This window comes from Sorangium sp. So ce185 (assembly GCF_051526825.1).
Lineage (GTDB): Bacteria > Myxococcota_A > Polyangia > Polyangiales > Polyangiaceae > Sorangium > Sorangium cellulosum_D.
Genome location: NZ_CP150316.1, coordinates 6,639,706 through 6,657,210 on the forward strand (window position 1 = coordinate 6,639,706; position 17,505 = coordinate 6,657,210).

The 17,505-nt window shown below is 69.8% G+C and carries 13 protein-coding genes; 8 read left to right on the forward strand and 5 right to left on the reverse strand.

Annotated elements, in window-relative coordinates; all coding sequences use genetic code 11:
* Positions 1-2 precede the first annotated feature (2 nt).
* Genes WMF26_RS24355 through WMF26_RS24370 form a run of 4 tightly spaced genes read left to right on the forward strand, consistent with a single transcriptional unit; the run spans position 3 to position 3,997 of the window.
* Entirely contained in the window at positions 3-776 is a 774-nt protein-coding gene (locus WMF26_RS24355; RefSeq protein ID WP_438002242.1) for an SDR family NAD(P)-dependent oxidoreductase, read from the forward strand.
* Positions 777-783: 7 nt separating this feature from the next.
* Positions 784-1,572, forward strand: a complete 789-nt coding sequence (locus WMF26_RS24360) for an SDR family NAD(P)-dependent oxidoreductase (RefSeq protein ID WP_438002243.1) — start codon at positions 784-786, stop codon at positions 1,570-1,572.
* 31 nt (positions 1,573-1,603) lie between these two features.
* Positions 1,604-3,103, forward strand: coding sequence for a CoA-acylating methylmalonate-semialdehyde dehydrogenase (locus WMF26_RS24365; protein WP_438002244.1), 1,500 nt, complete (start codon positions 1,604-1,606; stop codon positions 3,101-3,103).
* A complete protein-coding gene (locus WMF26_RS24370) occupies positions 3,104-3,997 on the forward strand; it encodes a MurR/RpiR family transcriptional regulator (RefSeq protein ID WP_061627857.1) in 894 nt (297 codons plus the stop codon). It abuts the gene before it with no gap.
* 126 nt (positions 3,998-4,123) lie between these two features.
* Here WMF26_RS24370 and WMF26_RS24375 read toward each other — a convergent pair whose 3' ends face one another.
* Positions 4,124-5,206: a transaldolase family protein gene (locus WMF26_RS24375; protein WP_438002245.1), complete on the reverse strand. Its 1,083-nt coding sequence runs from the start codon at positions 5,204-5,206 to the stop codon at positions 4,124-4,126.
* A gap of 345 nt (positions 5,207-5,551) precedes the next feature.
* On the opposite strand from WMF26_RS24375, the gene WMF26_RS24380 reads away from it, so the two are divergent.
* The 4 genes from WMF26_RS24380 (at position 5,552) to WMF26_RS24395 (ending at position 12,353) form a co-directional block, all read left to right on the forward strand.
* On the forward strand, positions 5,552-6,502 hold the full coding sequence (locus tag WMF26_RS24380) for a PAS domain S-box protein (RefSeq protein WP_438002246.1): 951 nt from the start codon (positions 5,552-5,554) through the stop codon (positions 6,500-6,502).
* Positions 6,503-6,686: 184 nt separating this feature from the next.
* Positions 6,687-8,144, forward strand: coding sequence for an NCS1 family nucleobase:cation symporter-1 (locus WMF26_RS24385; RefSeq protein ID WP_438002247.1), 1,458 nt, complete (start codon positions 6,687-6,689; stop codon positions 8,142-8,144).
* Between the two features lie 327 nt (positions 8,145-8,471).
* Positions 8,472-11,243, forward strand: coding sequence for a beta-propeller fold lactonase family protein (locus tag WMF26_RS24390; protein ID WP_438002248.1), 2,772 nt, complete (start codon positions 8,472-8,474; stop codon positions 11,241-11,243).
* Between the two features lie 210 nt (positions 11,244-11,453).
* Complete coding sequence (locus WMF26_RS24395; protein WP_438002249.1) at positions 11,454-12,353, forward strand: DMT family transporter; 900 nt, start codon at positions 11,454-11,456, stop codon at positions 12,351-12,353.
* A 35-nt stretch (positions 12,354-12,388) separates the two neighbouring features.
* On the opposite strand, the gene trpA is transcribed toward WMF26_RS24395, so the two are convergent.
* The 4 genes from trpA to WMF26_RS24415 are packed head-to-tail and all read right to left on the reverse strand — an operon-like array spanning position 12,389 to position 17,505.
* Positions 12,389-13,186: a tryptophan synthase subunit alpha gene (gene trpA, locus WMF26_RS24400; protein WP_438002250.1), complete on the reverse strand. Its 798-nt coding sequence runs from the start codon at positions 13,184-13,186 to the stop codon at positions 12,389-12,391.
* A gap of 2 nt (positions 13,187-13,188) precedes the next feature.
* Positions 13,189-15,141, reverse strand: a complete 1,953-nt coding sequence (gene trpB / locus WMF26_RS24405) for a tryptophan synthase subunit beta (protein WP_438002251.1) — start codon at positions 15,139-15,141, stop codon at positions 13,189-13,191.
* 8 nt (positions 15,142-15,149) lie between these two features.
* Complete coding sequence (gene trpD, locus WMF26_RS24410; protein WP_438002252.1) at positions 15,150-16,184, reverse strand: anthranilate phosphoribosyltransferase; 1,035 nt, start codon at positions 16,182-16,184, stop codon at positions 15,150-15,152.
* A gap of 1 nt (position 16,185) precedes the next feature.
* Complete coding sequence (locus WMF26_RS24415; RefSeq protein ID WP_438002440.1) at positions 16,186-17,505, reverse strand: Gfo/Idh/MocA family protein; 1,320 nt, start codon at positions 17,503-17,505, stop codon at positions 16,186-16,188.

Consider the following 17,505-nt stretch of genomic DNA (forward strand, 5'->3'; position numbering starts at 1 on the left):
AGATGACTCCAACGAGAATCGACACGAAGGACAAGACGAACAACCCGAGCCGCGTCGCGATGGTGACGGGCGCCGGCGGCGCCATGGGCGCGGCGATCGCGCGCTCCTTGCTCGCCGAAGGCCACCGCGTGGTGCTGGCGGACGCGGATCGCGCGGCGCTCGATGCGGTGACGGCCTCCCTGGGCGATGGCGCCTACCCGATCCTGTTCGATCTGAGCGACTCGGCGCAGGTCGAGGCCGCGTGCGCCGACGTGCGCGAGCGCGTCGGGGCGGTGGAGATCCTGGTCAACAACGCGGGCGTGCTCTCCAATCACAAGCTGGCGGAGACCACGCCGGAGGAGTGGCGCAAGATCATGGCCGTCAACCTGGACGGACCGTACCACCTGAGCCGCGCGTGGGCGCCCTCCATGCGCGAGCGCAGGTGGGGCCGCATCATCAACATGTGCTCGGTGGCCATGAAGACCGGCGGGCTCACGGCCGGCACCGCCTACACCGCGTCCAAGGGCGCGCTCGGCGGGCTCACGTTCTCGCTCGCCCGAGAGCTGGCGCCGCACGGCGTGACCGTGAACGCCATCGCGCCGGCGTACGTGAAGACCAAGATGATCACCGAGCAGCTCACGGAGGAGCAGCGGCAGCAGACGCTGAAGCAGATCCCCGTCGGTCGCTTCTGCGAGCCGGAGGAGATCGCGCACGCCGTGGTCTTCCTGTCCTCGCCCCTGGCTGGCTTCATCACCGGGGAGCTGCTCGATATCAACGGCGGTTTGCACCTGGATTGAGGCCACCATGACGACCACCGCGCCCCAGCTCTCGAGGGCCCTGCTCGACAAGGTCGCGTACGTACCGGGCGGCACCGGAGTGCTCGGCGCGGCGATCGCGCGCGGCCTGGGCCACGCCGGCGCCAAGGTGGTCGTGGGCGGCACCGACGAGCGCAAGCTGCGCGCGGTGACGGACTCGGTGCTCGCTACCGGGGCGGAAGCCGAGGGCGTCGCCTTCGACGCCCGCTCGGTCAAGGACATCGGGCGCTCGGTCGACGCGGTCTGCGACCATTTCGGGCGCTGCGACATCCTGGTCAACGCCGTCGGCATCCATCGCGAGCAGCGCGTGCTCGAGGCGACCGAGGAGAGCTTCGACAGCGTGATCGACCTCAACCTGAAGGCGGCCATGTTCCTGGGGCAGGCCGTCGCGCGGCGTCAAGTGCAGCAAGGACAGGGCGGACGCCAGGTGCACATCCTGTCCGTGCGCGCCTCCCTGGCCCTGCAGGGTAAAGGCTATTCGGCCTACACCTCGAGCAAGGGCGGCCTGGCCATGATCGTCCGACAGCACGCGGTGGAGCTCGCGCCGCATCGCATCAACGTGAACGGCGTGGCGCCGACCTTCGTGCAGAGCGAGATGGCGCAACATGTACTCAAGAGCCCCGAGCAACGAGCCAAGCTGCTCGAGCGCATCCCGCTCGGTCGCGTCGCGGAGCCGGAGGACGTCGTCGGACCGACGCTGTTCTTCTGCGGCCCCGGCAGCGATTTCGTGACCGGGCAGATCCTGTACGTGGACGGAGGCCTGACGGCCTGCCAATAGGGCGGCACGGGCCTCGATAGGTAATGAAGCCATGATCAAGAAACTGCAGAACTACGTAGGCGGCAAGATGACGGACAGCTCCACGCAGCGGTGGGGCGACGTCTTCAACCCGGCGCTCGGCGCCGTCACGAGCCAGGTGCCGATGTCGACGGCCGGCGAGGTGTCGAGCGCCGTGGCGGTCGCCAAGCGGGCCTTCGAGAGCTGGTCGGCGACGCCGCCGGTGCGGCGCGCGCGCGTCATGTTCGAGCTGAAGAGCCAGATCGACCGGCATATAGACGAGCTGGCGGCGCTCGTCACCGCCGAGCACGGCAAGGTGCTCGACGACGCGCGGGGCTCCGTGACGCGCGGCATGGAGGTTGTCGAGTTCGCCGCTGGCATTCCGCAGCTGCTCAAGGGTGAGTACTCGGAGGGCGTGGCGCGCGGCGTCGACAGCTGGTCCTTTCGCCAGCCGCTCGGCGTGTGCGCCGGCGTCGGGCCGTTCAACTTCCCGGCCATGATCCCGCTGTGGATGGCGCCGATCGCCATCGCCTGCGGCAACACCTTCATCATGAAGCCGTCGGAGAAGGTGCCGTCGCTGTCGCTGCGCCTCGCGGAGCTGTGGACGCAGGCTGGGCTGCCGCCGGGCGTGTTCAACGTCGTGAGCGGCGACAAGGAGGTCGTCGACGCTCTCATCGAGCATCCGGACGTCGCGGCCATCAGCCTGGTCGGCTCCACGCCCGTGGCCGAGGACGTCTATCAGCGCGCGACGCGAGCCGGTAAGCGGGTGCAGGCTCTGGGCGGCGCCAAGAACCACATGATCGTCATGCCGGACGCCGACCTGAGCCACACGGTCGACGCGCTGATGGGCGCCGCCTACGGCTCGGCGGGCGAGCGCTGCATGGCCATCTCGGTGGCGGTCGCCGTCGGCCCCGGGACGGGCGACCGCCTGGTCGACGCGCTCATCCCCAAGATCAAGGCGCTCAAGATCGGACCCGGCGACCAGCCGGGGTTGGACATGGGGCCCCTGGTCACCAAGCAGCACCTCGAGAAGGTCTCCGGCTACGTGGACCTCGGCGTCAAGGAAGGCGCCAGGCTGCTGGTCGACGGGCGCGGCCTCAAAGTTCCCGGAGCCGAGGACGGCTTCTTCCTGGGTGGTTGCTTGTTCGACCACGTCACCTCGTCCATGAAGATCTACCAGGAAGAGATCTTCGGCCCGGTGCTCGCCGTCGTCCGCGTGCCGACGCTTGACGCCGCCATCCAGCTGGTGAATGCCCACCGCTATGGCAACGGCGGCGCCATCTTCACCAGCAGCGGCGAGGCTGCGGATGAGTTCACCAAGCGCATCCAGATCGGCATGGTGGGCGTGAACGTGCCGATCCCCGTGCCGATGGCGTTCCACAGCTTCGGCGGCTGGAAGGGCTCGCTGTTCGGCGATCACTACATGCACGGTCCGGAGGGTGTCCGATTCTTCACGCGCCTGAAGACCGTCACGTCGCGCTGGCCGCGAGGGGCCAGCGTCGGGGCGAGCTTCGCGATGCCCACGGTGAAATGAATGAAGAAGAGCGAAGCTACGCATCCGGAGACGTACGATCAGCTGGAAAAAGCGATCATCAAACAATTCCCCAGCCTGAGCAAACGTCTCCAGCAGATTGCCAGCCACGCTCTCGACAACCCCAGTGAGCTCGCGCTCGATACCATCGCGCAGGTCTCGCAGCGCGCCGGCGTGCAACCCAGCAGCCTCATCCGCTTCGCCCAGGAATTCGGCTTCTCCGGCTACAGCGACATGCAGCGCGTGTTCCGCACGCGGCTGACCGACGCCATGCCGGATTACAAGGAGCGCCTGCGCTCCCTCGACGGCACCGAGGGCGCTCCGAGCGAAGAGGTCAGGGGCGACGCCAGGGCGCTGCTCGACCAGTTCGTCGAAGCGGACATGGTCGGGCTGCGCCGGCTGCAGCAGCAGCGGCGGATGGGGCCGCTGCTGGACCAGGCCTACAAGCTGATCACGGACTCCGAGATCGTGTACGTGGTGGCGCACCGCCGCTCCTTCCCGATCGCCTGCTACCTGGCCTACGCCTTCAGCCAGATGAACGTGCGCAACGTGCTGGTGGACGGCGTGGGCGGCATGTTCATGCAGCAGGTCGGCCATGCCACGAATCGCGACGTCATCATCGCCATCAGCTCGAAGGCTTATTCGCCGGACGTGGCGCAGGTCGTGCGTGAAGCCAAGCAGCGTGGCGTCAAGATCGTCGCCTTGACCGACAGCCCGCTCAGCCCGCTCGCCGAGCACGCCGACGTAAGCCTGGAGGTACAGCAAGCCTCGGTCGGCATGTTCCGCTCGCTCGCCGTCACCATGACGCTGGCCGTCGCGCTCGTCGTCGGCGTCGGCCGCGCCGTGGAAGCCAAGCGCAGCCACGGCAACGGTAAGAAGTCGAAGCGATCGGCCTGACGGCTTCGCGCACCGCCGGGCGTTGGGCGAGCGTCCGGGTGAGGTGCGGCGACGCGGGGGCAGCCGGCGGGGCGAGCTGCGACGCGGCAGCCCGCCCGCTCCAGCCGCCGGCCGGCGCTGGTCAGCTCACGCGTCCGGATTCGGGATGCGCAGGTCGCGGATGAAGCTGAGCAGCCCGTAATACGAATCGAGGAAAGTGCGCAGCGTGCGACGGGTGGCGCCGAAGCCGTCGAACTCGGCCACCGTCATACCCTTGGGGTCGTAGGCGCGCCGGAAGTCCTCGAGCTGCTCGGAGAGCTCGGTCATGGCTTGCTGCGGAACCGGGTTGTCGATGCGCGGGGTGACCGGGAGCTTGGAGGCGTTGAACTTGCGCTGCCACTCCGGCGGAATCGTGAGGATGACGTCCCCGCCCACCAGCTCCGACCAGTGGAGGTGATGACGATAGGCGGCGGCGAGCAGGCGCGTGCGGTAACCTGACTGCTTGAACGTCTTGAGCGCGTTCTTGAACACCGCGATGCCGGCCCAATCCAGCGTGCCGGGGGTCGGCACCTTGCCTTGTCGTTCGCACACGACCTTGAGCCAGTCGTCGAGTCGGCCGACCATGATGGTGCAGACCGGGACCATGTCGTCCGTGGGACGTCCGGCTGCCTCACGGCGCTTGAGCCCTCGCTCGACGGCCTCGGCGACGGCGACGGCCTGCGGCGCCGTGAAGCAGACGGTGGCGTTGACGTTGACCCCCTCCGCCGTCACTTCCTCGATGGCCTGGATGCCGGCCACCGTGGCCGGAATTTTCACCTGCAGGTTGGGGGCGAGCGACGCGAAACGGAGCGCCTGGCTCACGAGCGCATGAGGACTCTTGTGAAATTCCGCGTTGGTTTGAATCGACAACCAGCCCTTCTTGCCTCCCGTCTGCTCGAACACGGGTGTGAGCAGGCTGGCAGCCTTCACGGACATCGCTTCCATCACCTCCCAGGCGATGTGCGCCTCCGTCCACGTAGGCTGCGCTTGAATCAGCTCCTCCACGCGCGCCTTCCAGGCGCCGAACTCGGTCCTGAGCACGCTGGCGACGATGGTGGGGTTGCTGGTGGCGCCGACCGCGCCGTGCTCGAGGGCGTACTTGAGCTCGCCCACCGCGCAAGAGTCGCACCAGAAGTCCGTGGGGGTGGTCGAGGCCATCTCGTGCAGGGGGCTGCGAAACTTGGTGGACATGGTGACATTGGAACATATTTTCTAAACAACGGCAATGGTCAGAATAAAAATTCCACATCAGGGAGCCCGGCCGCAGCCTCGAGGAGAAGGACGGCGCGGTTGAGAAGGTAAAGCAGCCAACACAGGAGACGAACGTCGCTCGGAGAGAGGACGGGGACGGCCGCCGTGAGCCACGAAGCTGGGTGACGGTGCGCTCGCGTGCGTCGATCGAATGTGCGGGTCGTGCGGGGTCGGAGGCGCTGCGCAGGGCGAGCGCACGGACGAAGTTCACCCGAGCCGACCGTGCTTTTGGTACGCTGGCGGAGAACGGCGCCGTCCGTCGGCGCTCCGAGGGGCCACGGGATCATGAACGATGGCGAAGCGAGGAGTGGCAGTACAGCGGAGGTGGAACTGGAGATGCTCCGCCGGCGCAACGCCGAGCTCGAGCGGGAGCTCGCCGAGAAAGGGCGCGTGGAGGCCGCCCTGCGCGAGAGTGAGGCGCGCTACCGGGGCATCGTCGAGGACCAGACCGAGCTCATTTGCCGCTTCCGGATGGATGGCACGCTGACCTTCGTCAACGACGTGTACTGTCGGTACTTCGACAAGACGCGGGAGGAGCTGATCGGTCATAGCTTCACGCCGCTCGTCCCCGACGAGGATCAGCGGGTCCTCGATCGCCAGTTCGCGAAGCTCGGCCCCGAGAACCCGATCGTCCACACCGAGCACCGGGTCGTGCGCCCCGACGGGTCGATCCGCTGGCTGCACTGGACCAACCGCGCGCCGCTCGGCGAGGGGGGCGCGAGCGCCGAGTTCCAGGCGGTCGGCGTCGACGTCACCGATCGACGGGAGGCCGAGGAGGAGGTGCGGCGACTCAACGCCGAGCTCGAGCTGCGCGTGGCGGAGAAGACGATGAAGCTCGAGCAGATGGTCCGCGAGCTGTCGGCCCCGCTCATGCCGGTGGCGGATCAGGTGATCGCGATGCCGCTGATCGGCTTCCTCGACAGCGCCCGCGCCGCGGCGGCGCTCGAGACGCTCCTCCAGGGGGTGATCGCGCACAGCGCCACGACGGTGGTGCTGGACATCACCGGCGTGGCCGTGATCGACACCCAGGTAGCGGACGCGATGATCCGGCTGGCCAAGGCGGTGCGGCTCCTCGGCGCGCAGGTGGTGCTCACCGGCATCCAGCCGCGGATCGCGCAGACGCTGGTCGAGCTGGGCGTCGGTGTAGGCGGCGTCGTGACGCTGCGGACCCTGAAGGAGGGTATCGCGTTCGCCCTGAAGCGCGGCCTCGCCGGCCCGGGGCGTCAAGCCCGCTAGCAAGGCTCCTCCGCGACGCGGCCGCTCTCGGCTCCGCGCAACCCATGGATTGAAGCAAGGAATCTCCGACCCTCTATCCAATCCCACGTCGCGTCGTGTAGCCTGATCGATCATGGCGCAAACGATCGCTCAGCCCGACGTGCAATCCGCCGCCAACGAGAATGCTCGCGGCGGCTCACGGGGTATGGAAGAGGTCGACCCTCGCTACATCAACGAGGACATCGCGCCCGTGCGCCTCGATCAGCGCAAATGGGGGATGAAGGACATCGCCGCACTGTGGATATCCATGTGCGCCTGTACTCCCACGTACATGCTCGCTTCGGGCCTGATCGCCGAGGGGATGAGCTGGGCTCAGGCCGAGCTCACGATCCTCCTCGGCAACGTCATCGTGCTCCTGCCCATGATCCTGAACGCGCACGCGGGCACGAAGTACGGCATTCCGTTTCCCGTCTACTGCCGGAGCGCGTTCGGCGTCCGAGGGGCCAACGTGCCGGCGGTGCTCCGGGCCCTCGTGGCGTGCGGCTGGTTCGGGATCGGGACATGGCTCGGCGGGTGGGCCATCTACAAGATCGTCGCCGTCTTCGCGCCGTCGATCGAGCAGATGCCGGCGACGCCGCTCGGCATCAACGCCGCCCAGCTCGCCTGTTTTCTGCTGTTCTGGGGCATCAACGTCTGGATCATCCACCTGGGCATCGAGTCGATCCGGATCCTGCTGAACATCAAGGCGCCCCTGCTGATCGCCCTCGGTCTGCTCTTGCTCTTCTGGGCGCATGGCCGCGCCGGCGGGTTCGGCCCGATGCTCGAGAAGCCCTCGTCCTTCGCGGCGGGGCAGCCCAAGGAGGGCCAGCTCTGGACATTCTTCTTCCCCGCGCTCACGGGGATGGTCGGCTTCTGGTCGACGCTGGCGCTCAACATCCCCGACTTCACCCGCTACGCGCGCTCACAGCGCGATCAGGCCCTCGGGCAGGCCGTCGGCCTGCCGCCCACCATGGCGTTCTTCTCGTTCATCGGCGTCGCCGTCACGTCGGCCACGGTCGTCATCTACGGGGAGACCATCTGGGACCCGGTCGTCCTCATCACCCGCTTCGAGAGCCCCGTCGTCCTGATCGTCTCGCTCGCGGCGCTCAGCATCGCCAACCTGGCGACGAACATCGCCGCGAACGTGGTGAGCCCCGCCAACGATTTTTCGAACCTCTGGCCGTCACGGATCTCCTTCCGCACCGGCGGCCTCATCACCGGCATCCTCGGGATCCTGATGCAGCCCTGGCGCCTCGTCAGCGATCCGACGGGGTACATCTTCACCTGGCTCGTCGGCTACTCCGCGCTGCTCGGCCCCGTCGGCGCGATCCTGATCGCAGAGTACTACGTGATCCGCCGGACCAAGCTCGATCTCGCCCAGCTCTACAAGCGAGAGGGGCCCTATTGGTACACGAACGGGTGGAACCCCATCGCGATCGTCGCCCTCGTCGCCGGCGTCCTGCCCAATCTGCCCGGCTTCCTCGGCACCGTCGGTGTCTTGACGGCCTCCGCCGCATGGATGGATTTCTACCATTACGCGTGGTTCTCGGGCTTCTCGATCTCGTTCGTAGTCTACGTCGCCCTCTCGCTGATTCGCCGCCCGGCCACGCCCGCCGCCGCGTGACCCTCGCCGCGCGAGCCGAGGCGCGACGCCCAGCGCCGACCGAGACCGGCGGCCAAGTCTGCGCCCCTGACGCGCGGCCCGCGCCGCAACATGCGCCCTCCCTCGCCACGGCGACAGGGCGCCTTCGCGATCGCATCGCCCTGGTGGGCCAGGCCCCTACCGCAGAGGACCTGTAGCACATTGTGGAGCATTCCATTCACGAGGAGCTGTCGCCCTTGAAAGGTGTCTTGCCAAACAATCGTATCTCATTCTGATTCGGCGCTATTGCTCGGAGCCTGGATGTCGGTGGTATCCTTGAATGTTCCCGTAACCTTCGAGGTGCCCATCATGAAGCTCCTTCTCCTGTCGCTCTCGGCGCTCGCCCTCGCCGCCTGCGGCGACACCGGCGCATCCGTGGATGAATCCCGAGCCGCCGCGAGCGCCCCGAGCGCCCTCGCCCCCGCCCGGCCCTACACCCTCTTCGAGAGCGGCCAGGTTCGCCCTCTCGCCCTCTCGCCCGACGGGTCGACGCTCTTCGCCGTCAACACGCCCGACAACAGGCTGGAGATCTTCAAGGTCAGGCGGGGCACGCTCGTGCACCGCGGCTCGGTCGCCGTCGGCCTGGAGCCCGTCGCGGTCGCGGCCCGCAGCGACGACGAGGTCTGGGTCGTCAACCACCTCTCCGACAGCGTGAGCGTGGTCGACGTCTCGAGGCCCGGGAGGCCCCGCGTGGCGCGCACCCTGCTCGTCGGCGACGAGCCTCGCGACATCGTGTTCGCCGGCCCTGGCAAGGACCGCGCCTTCATCACCACCGCGCACCGCGGCCAGAACAGCCCTGTCGACCCGGCGCTCACCACGCCGGGCGTGGGCCGCGCCGACGTCTGGGTCTTCTCCGCGGCGAGCCAGAGCGCCGCGCCGCTCACCATCGTCACCCTGTTCAGCGACACGCCGCGCGCGCTCGCCGCCACGCCCGACGGCGCGCGCGTCTACGCGGCGGCCTTCCACTCGGGCAACCGCACCACGGTGATCGAGACCAACGTGGTGAACCTGGGCCTCGGCCTGCCCCCGCCGACCACCAACGCCGCCGGGGTGGCGCAGCCGTCGGCGCCCCTCATCGTCAAATTCAACGGCCAGCACTGGGTGGACGAGCTGAATCGAGCCTGGGACGACAAGGTGAACCTCGCGCTGCCCGACAAGGACGTCTTCGTCCTCGACGCCATGGCCGACCCGCCGGCGCAGCTCGCGGGCCCCGCGGGCGCCTTCCAGGGCGTGGGCACGGTCCTCTACAACATGGCCGTCAACCCGGTGAGCGGGCGCGTCTACGTGGCCAACACCGAGGCGTTCAACGAGGAGCGCTTCGAGGGCCCCGGCGTCTTCGCCGGCCACAGCGTGCGCGGCCGCTTCAACCACAACCGCATCACGGTGCTCGATCCGACGACGGGCGCCGTGGCCCCGCGGCACCTGAACAAGCACATCGACTACGGCGCGTGCTGCGCCCCGGTCCCGAACGCCGAGAGCCGGAAGAGCCTCGCGCTGCCGCAGGGCATGGCCGTCTCGGGGAACGGAAAGAAGCTCTACGTCGCCGCGCTCGGCTCGGACAAGATCGGCGTCTTCTCGACCGCGGCGCTCGAGGCCGACACCTTCGTGCCCAGGCGCGCGAGCCAGATCCCGGTCTCCGGCGGCGGGCCGACCGGCGTGGTGCTCGACGAAGAGCGCAAGCAGCTCTACGCCCTCACGCGGTTCGACAACTCCATCGCGGTCATCGACCTCGACGCCCGGGCCGAGATCGCCCACGTGCCCATGTACAGCCCGGAGCCGGAGAGCGTGGTCCGCGGCCGCCGCTTCCTCTACGACGCCTCGTCCTCGTCGAGCCACGGCGACTCGGCCTGCGCGAGCTGCCATGTCTTCGGCGACGTCGACAGCCTGGCGTGGGACCTCGGCGACCCGGACGCGGCGACCACGCCGATGCCAGGGCCCTTCGTCCTCGATCCGACGCTCTTCGGCCAGCCCGCGGAGTTCGCCGCCCTCAAGGGGCCGATGACGACGCAGAGCCTGCGCGGGATGGCCAACCACGGCCCGATGCACTGGCGGGGGGACCGCACCGGCGGGAACGACGCGCCGAGCGCGCAGCCGGACAGCGGCACCTTCGACGAGGAGGCGGCGTTCAAGAAGTTCAACGTCGCCTTCGTCGGCCTGCTCGGGCGCAGCGCGCCCATCCCCGAGGCGGACATGCAGGCGTTCACCGACTTCATGCTCCAGGTGATGTATCCGCCCAACCCCATTCGCCGGCTGGACAACACGCTCACCCCCGACCAGGAGGCGGGCAAGGCCTTCTTCACCGAGCCGGGCGGCGCGTGCAGCACGTGCCACGTGCTCGATCCCGCGGGCAACGCCGAGCATGGGGTTCCATTCCCGGGCTTCTTCGGGTCCGACGGGCGCTACACGTTCGACTTCATCTTCCAGAGCTTCAAGGTCGCCCAGCTGCGCAACGTCTATCAGAAGGTGGGGATGTTCGGCATGGTGCAGAACCCCCGCTTCAACGATCGAGACGTCGAGTTCCAGGGCGATCAGATCCGCGGGTTCGGCTTCGGCCATGACGGGACGATGGATACGATCTTCCGCTTCCACGATCAGCGCGGCTTCAACGAGGCGCCCGGGGTCGCCGGCTTCCCTCCGGGCGAGGCGGGCGACGTGCTGCGCCGGCAGGTGACCTCGTATCTGCACGCGTTCGATACGAACCTGGCGCCCATCGTGGGCCAGCAGGCGACGCTCGCCGGCGCCGGCGACACGGCGGCCGAGCAGCGCGTGGACCTCTTGATCGCGCGCGCCGGCGCGGGCGAGTGCGATCTCGTGGTGAGAGGCCGCATGCAGGGCGAAGAGGCGGGCTTCCTCTACCAGGGCGACGGCACGTTCCGCCGGAACCGGGCGGGGAGCGCGGCGATCGGCGCGGCGGCGCTGCGCCAGCTCGCGGCCCCGGGGCACGCGCTGACGTACACCTGCGCGCCGCCGGGCTCGGGAGTGCGGATGGCGCTCGACCGCGACGGCGATGGAGCGCTCGACGGCGACGAGGAGGACGCGGAGACCGATCCGGCGGATCCGGCGAGCCACCCCGGAGGCTGAGCAGGGACAGCGCCCGCGCGTGCGCTCACGTCGTGGGCGCACGCGCCGGGGCGGCCATCGCCGTCGACCCGACGAGCGCGTCCAGACCAGAGCGCCGCTGCCCGCGCGGCCACGGGGCCTGGAGAGGCGTACGCCTCGATGGCGTGCGGTTTGCAATCTGCATCAACCGCTCTCGGACTGGCCTCTCCACGGCCCGAAGAGCGCGGGAACATGAAGAGAAGCAGCATTGGACCGTTCCTGGATCTCACCCTCGCCATGGCCCTCGTCGGCAGCTCCGTCGTGGCCGGCAAGATCATCACCCGCGAGTTCCCGGTATTCCTGGCTTCGGGCCTGCGCTTCGGGCTGGCGATGCCCGTGCTCATTCTCCTCCTGCTCGCCAAGGAGAAGCGCATGCCGGCCCTCGTTTGGCGCGACTACCGTGTGCTCTTCCTCCAGGCGCTGACGGGGGTGTTCCTGTTCAGCCTCTTTCTCCTGTACGGGCTGCGCTACACGACGTCCTCCGAGAGCGGCATCATCACCAGCACGACACCGGGCGTCACCGCCCTCCTCGCCGCGTTGATCCTCGGTGAGCAGCTCAATCGCTGGAAATGGGCCGGCGTCGGCCTCTGCGTCGCCGGGATCGCCGCCCTCCAGCTCGGCTCCGGCGGAGAGGGCGGCGCGGAGGGCGCCCGCGGCTCGGCTCACCTGTTCGGCACGGTCCTGATCCTGGGAGCGGTCGTGTGCGAGGGCCTGTTCACGATCCTGGGGAAGGTCATGACCGCGAAGCTCAGCCCCCTCGCGGTCTCGACCATGGTGGTCGCCTTCGGCTTCATGCTGTTCTTGCCGCTGGCGGTCTACGAGGCCCGCTCGTTCTCGTTCTCGCGGGCCTCGATGGCTGGCTGGCTGTCGATCGCGCACTACGCGTTGGCCGTCACGGTCCTCGGCTTCGTCCTGTGGTACCGGGGCGTCAGCAAGGTCTCCGCTGCCACGGCGGCGGTCTTCACGGGAGTCCTGCCCGTGAGCGCGCTGATCCTGTCCCACCTCGTGTTGCACGAGGAGCTCCGCGCCGCGCACGGGCTCGGCATCCTGCTGATCTTCGGCGGGATCCTGTGCGCGGCCCGGCAGCGTTAGCGCGTGTGGGGCTGCTCGGGGCAGCCCCGAGCACCCTAACCGAGCGTCGCTTCCTTGAGCTCGCGGACGAACCCCTCGACCGCGGCCAGCCGCGCCGGCGCCGGCGTCGCGTCGAGGAGGCGAATGATCGCGCTGCCGACGATGGCGCCGTCGGCGCAGCGCGTGACCTGGCGGACGTGGGCCGGCGTCCCGATGCCGAAGCCGACCGCCACCGGGAGCGCCGTGGCGGACCGGATGCGGTCGACAAGCGCTTCGACCCCGTCCGCCACGCGGTCCCGCACGCCGGTGACGCCGTTCAAGGAGACGCAGTAGACGAAGCCGCGACCCTTTTCGCCCAGCGCGCGGAGGCGAGCCGGGCTGGTCGTCGGAGCGGCGATGAAGGCGACGCCGAGGCCGTGGGCACCCAGGACGTCGAGCCAGGGGTCGGCGGAGTCGGCCGGCAGATCGGGGACGATGAGGCCGTCGATGCCCGCCTGGACCGCCGTCGCGGCGAGCCTGTCCAGACCGAAGGCGAGGAACGGGTTGCTGTAACCCATCAGCACGATCGGCACCGACACGGAAGCCGCGCGGGCACGGGTGATCTCGGCGAGCAGCCAGGCGAGGCTCGCGCCATTGGCCAGCGCGTCGTGGCTGGACTTCTGGATCACCGGGCCGTCGGCGACCGGATCCGAGAACGGTACGCCGACCTCGATGGCGTCAGCGCCGGCGCGCTGGAGCGCCGCGAGCAGCGGGATGAGCGACTCGCGCGACGGGTGGCCGGCGGTCACGTAGGGGATCAACGCTCGCTCGCCGCGGCGAGAGAGCTCCGCGAACCGAGCTTCGAGCTTTCTCATGATCAGGCTTTCTCTCTGTGCATGTGTTCGATCGCCGAGGCGAGGTCCTTGTCGCCGCGGCCGGAGATGTTCACCACCAGGATCGCGTCGCGCCCGAGGCTCGGGGCGAGCTCAAGGGCGTGCGCGACCGCGTGCGAGGACTCGAGCGCCGGGAGGATGCCCTCCATGCGGCAGAGCGTCTGGAACGCTTCGAGGGCGCGCGCGTCGTCGACGCCGACGTACCGGACGCGGCCCGTGTCGCGCAGGTGGGCGTGCTCGGGGCCGACGCCCGGGTAGTCGAGGCCCGGCGCGATGCTGTGGGTCTCGAGGATCTGGCCGTCGTCATTCTGAAGGACATAGGTCTTGGAGCCCTGGAGGACGCCGACCTTGCCCGCGAGGAGCGACGCCGCATGCAGCCCGCTCGCGAGGCCCCCGCCGGCGGCCTGGACGCCGATGAGATCGACCGACGGCTCGTCGAGGAACGGCGCGAAGATGCCGATCGCGTTGCTGCCGCCGCCGATGCACGCGACCACGGCGTCGGGCAGGCGCCCCTCGCGCTCGAGCACCTGCGCCCGGCACTCGGCGCCGATCACCGTTTGAAAGTGGCGAACGATGGTGGGGAACGGGTGCGGTCCCACCGCGGACCCGAGCAGGTAATGCGTCGAGTCGACGTTGGCGATCCAGTCGCGCAGGGCCTCGTTGCTCGCGTCCTTCAGCGTCCTCGAGCCGGCGTGGACGAACCGGAGATCGGCGCCCAGCATGCGGATTCGCTGGACGTTCATCGCCTGGCGCTCGGCGTCGACGGCCCCCATGTAGACCGTGCAATCGAGCCCGAGCAGGCACGACGCTGTCGCGATGGCGACGCCGTGCTGGCCGGCCCCGGTCTCTGCGACGATGCGGCGCTTGCCGAGCCGGACCGCGAGCAGCGCCTGGGCGACGGCGTTGTTGATCTTGTGGGCGCCGGTGTGGGCGAGATCCTCGCGCTTGGCATAGATGCGCGCGCCGCCGAGGGACTCGCTGAGGCGCAGGAGCGGCGTGAGCGGCGTCGGGCGGCCAACGAAGCTCGTGAGGATGTCGCCGAGCGTCCGGTTGAACTCCGCGTCGTCCTTGTAGCGGAGAAAGCCCTGCTCGAGCTCCTCGAGATTGCGCATCAGCGTCTCGGCGACGAAGCGGCCGCCGAACGCGCCGAACACCCCCGGCGCGGGCCCCGCGGAGCCAAGGAGCGACCTGAGGGCCGCGCCGGGATCGGGCGCGCTGACCAGCGCCTCGCCGACGAGGATGCCGTCGAACCCCATGCCGGCGACGGCGGCCACGTCCGCGGCGCTCTTGAGGCCGCTCTCGCTGACCGCGAGCACGTCGGCCGGGATGAGCCGGCGGAGCGCGCGGGACCTGTCGAGGTCGACCGCGAACGTCGACAGATCGCGGTTGTTGACGCCGATGATGCGAGCGCCGGCCTGCACGGCCCGCTCGATCTCGCCGGCGTCGAAGGTCTCGACCAGCGCCTCCATGCCGAGCGAGCGCGCGAGCGCGATCAGCTCGGTGAGGAGCGCCGCGTCGACGCCGCGCGCGATGAGCAGCACGGCGTCGGCGCCGGCGGCGCGGGCCTCGATCACCTGGTACGGGTGGACGACGAACTCCTTGTACATCACGGGGACATTCACCCCCGCGTCGTTCGCCACGGCCTCGACGATCTCGGGGCCGCCGCCGAAGAACTCCCGGTCGGCGAGCACGCTGATGGCGCGGGCGCCGTTCGCCGCGTAGGCGCGGGCGATGGCCACCGGGTCGAAGCCCTCGCGGAACACGCCTTTCGAGGGCGACTTCAGCTTGATCTCGGCGATGGCGGACACGCCAGCTTTGCGCAGCGCCCCCGCGAAATTCCGGGGCGGTCGGGCCGCCCTGGCCCGCTGCTCCAGCGCGGCGCGCGGGACGCGGCGCTCCTTGGCGGCGATCTCGCCGCGCTTGTGTTCGAGGATCACATCGAGAATCATCGCAGTCCTTCCGCGCTCCGGCGCGTCGCCGAGCGTGCAATCAGGTTGTCCACAAGCGAAGCCAGCGCCCCCGACCGGATGGCGCGCCGGGCGACCTCGACTCCATCGCGCAGGTCGCTCGCGAGGCCGGCGAGGTACAGCGCCGCGGCTGCATTTGCGGCGCAAAAATCATGAAGAGGCCCGCGCTCGCCCCGGCAGAGCGCGCGGAGCAGCGCCGCGTTCTCGGCCGGACCTGCGCCGCGCAACGCCGCGAGGTCGCAGCGGGCGAGGCCGAGGTCCTCCGGCGTCACCGTGAACCGGCGCAGGGCGCCGTCGCGCAGCTCGGCGATGTCGGTCGGCGCGGCGAGGCTCAGCTCGTCGAGGCCGTCGCGGGCGTGCACGATCAGCGCGCGCTGGACGCCGATCGCCGGGAGGAACTCGGCGTAGAGATCGACGAGGGCCGGCTTGGCGACGCCGAGGACGCGGCGCGCGGGGGCGGCTGGGTTGGCCAGCGGCCCGAGGAGGTTGAGCGCCGTCCGCAGGCCGAGCTCGCGGCGCAGCGGCGCGAGCCCGCGGAGCGCCGGGTGGAAGCGCTGGCTGAACAGGAAGGCAAAGCCGGTCTCGTCGAGCGACCGGTCCACCTCCGCAGGCCCGAGCTCGATATCGATGTCCATTGCCTCCAGCAGGTCGGCGCTGCCGCAGCGGCTCGAGGCGGCGCGGTTGCCCGCCTTGGCGACGACGGCGCCCGCGGCGGCGGCGATCAGCGCGGCGGCCGTGGAGGCGTTGAAGCTGGCGTGGCGGTCGCCGCCGGTGCCGGCGGTGTCGATCGCATCGGCCCTCTGCGGGACACGGACGGCGCGCGCCATCAGCGCGGCGAAGAAGCCCTCGAGCTCGGCGACCGTCTCGCCTTTGCAGGCGAGCAGCGACAGCCACGCCGCCGCCTGCGCCGGCGTGAAGGCGCCGTCGAGCAGCGCGAGCATGGCGTCGCGCGCCTCGCTCGCGAGGAGGTGCTCGCGGGCGGCAGCGCGCGTCAGGACCTCGATGGGTTTCATCTCAGCGCCCTTCGCCCTCGGACGACGGCTCGCCCGGCAGGAACTTCACGGTGTCCTCGACGGCGAGACCGAGCTCGCCCGCGGTGACGGGCGCCGCGGCGGCGACGAGGACGTTGTAATGGTTCGGGAAATGGCAGGCGTCGAAGCCGAGCACCCTGCCGATCACGGTGCCGCCGTGGACCACGAGGTCGCCGCGCTCGATGACGCCGGCGGCGCGCGCCTCGACGAAGCCGAGGAATCCCACCCGGTCGACGCGGTCGCCCGGCCCGGCGGTCGCCTGATCGGTGGTGACGAGCTCGTGGACCTCGCCGGCGCGCACGCAGCGCGTCGCGTGTCGCTCGATGACGAAGCCGCGATCGCTCCGCTTGTGCTGGAGGAGCTTCACCACCGTCGTCGGGACGGCGCGCTTGCGCGCCTGCGCCGTGCGGGCGGGCCCCTCCGCGGCGTAAGCGTCGTTCACGAGCCTCACGGCGTCGAGGCCGTCCTCGCCGTGGCAGCCGCCCGCCCCGATCGTGGCGACGAAGTCGCGCAGGATCTCCTCGTATTCGTGCCAGAGAGAGCCCTTGAACTCGTCGAAGCCAGCGAGCATGTCGATGGCGATGCGCTCGCCGCCCTTGAGCGAGACCTCGATGTCCTTTCGCTCGCCGCGCGGGTAGGCCCAGTCGAGGCGGACGTGCACCGGGATGCCATCGGCGCTCACGAGGTCCACGTCGGCTTCGCGGTCGATGCCGGCGCCGTCGCGCTCGATCGCGGCGCGGGTGACCTCCATCCGGCCGAGGAACGAGGCGAGCGTGTCGAAGACGTTCGGGCCGTTGTCGGCGAGGCAGCCGCCGCCGCAGCGGCGCGAATCGAGGTACCAGCGGTCGTCTCCCGCGTGCTCCTCGATCTTCTCGAGGTAGTGGGCGGTGACCGCGGCGATGCGCGACCGGTCGGCGAGCTGCGGCAACGCGCGCACGACGTTGGCGTTGTAGCGGCGGTGAAACGCCGTGAACAACGTCCGGCCGGCGGCGCGCGCCTGGCCGACGAGGCGCTCGGCGTCCGCGCGGCGGATGGTCAGAGGCTTCTCGCAGCAGACATGCTTGTCGGCCGCCAGCGCGTCGCGGCAGATGGCGTAATGCTCGTCGTTGGGGACGTTGATGATGACCGCGTCGATGTCGTCGCGGGCCAAGAGCTCCCGGTAATCGAGCGTCGCGTCGATGCCGCGCGCCTCGAAGGGCGCGACGCGCTCCTTCCGGAGGTCGCACACGGCGACCAGCTTCGCGCCGTCCACGCGCGGAAAGCCCGCGACATAGAACTTCGAGATGACTCCCATACCGATCAT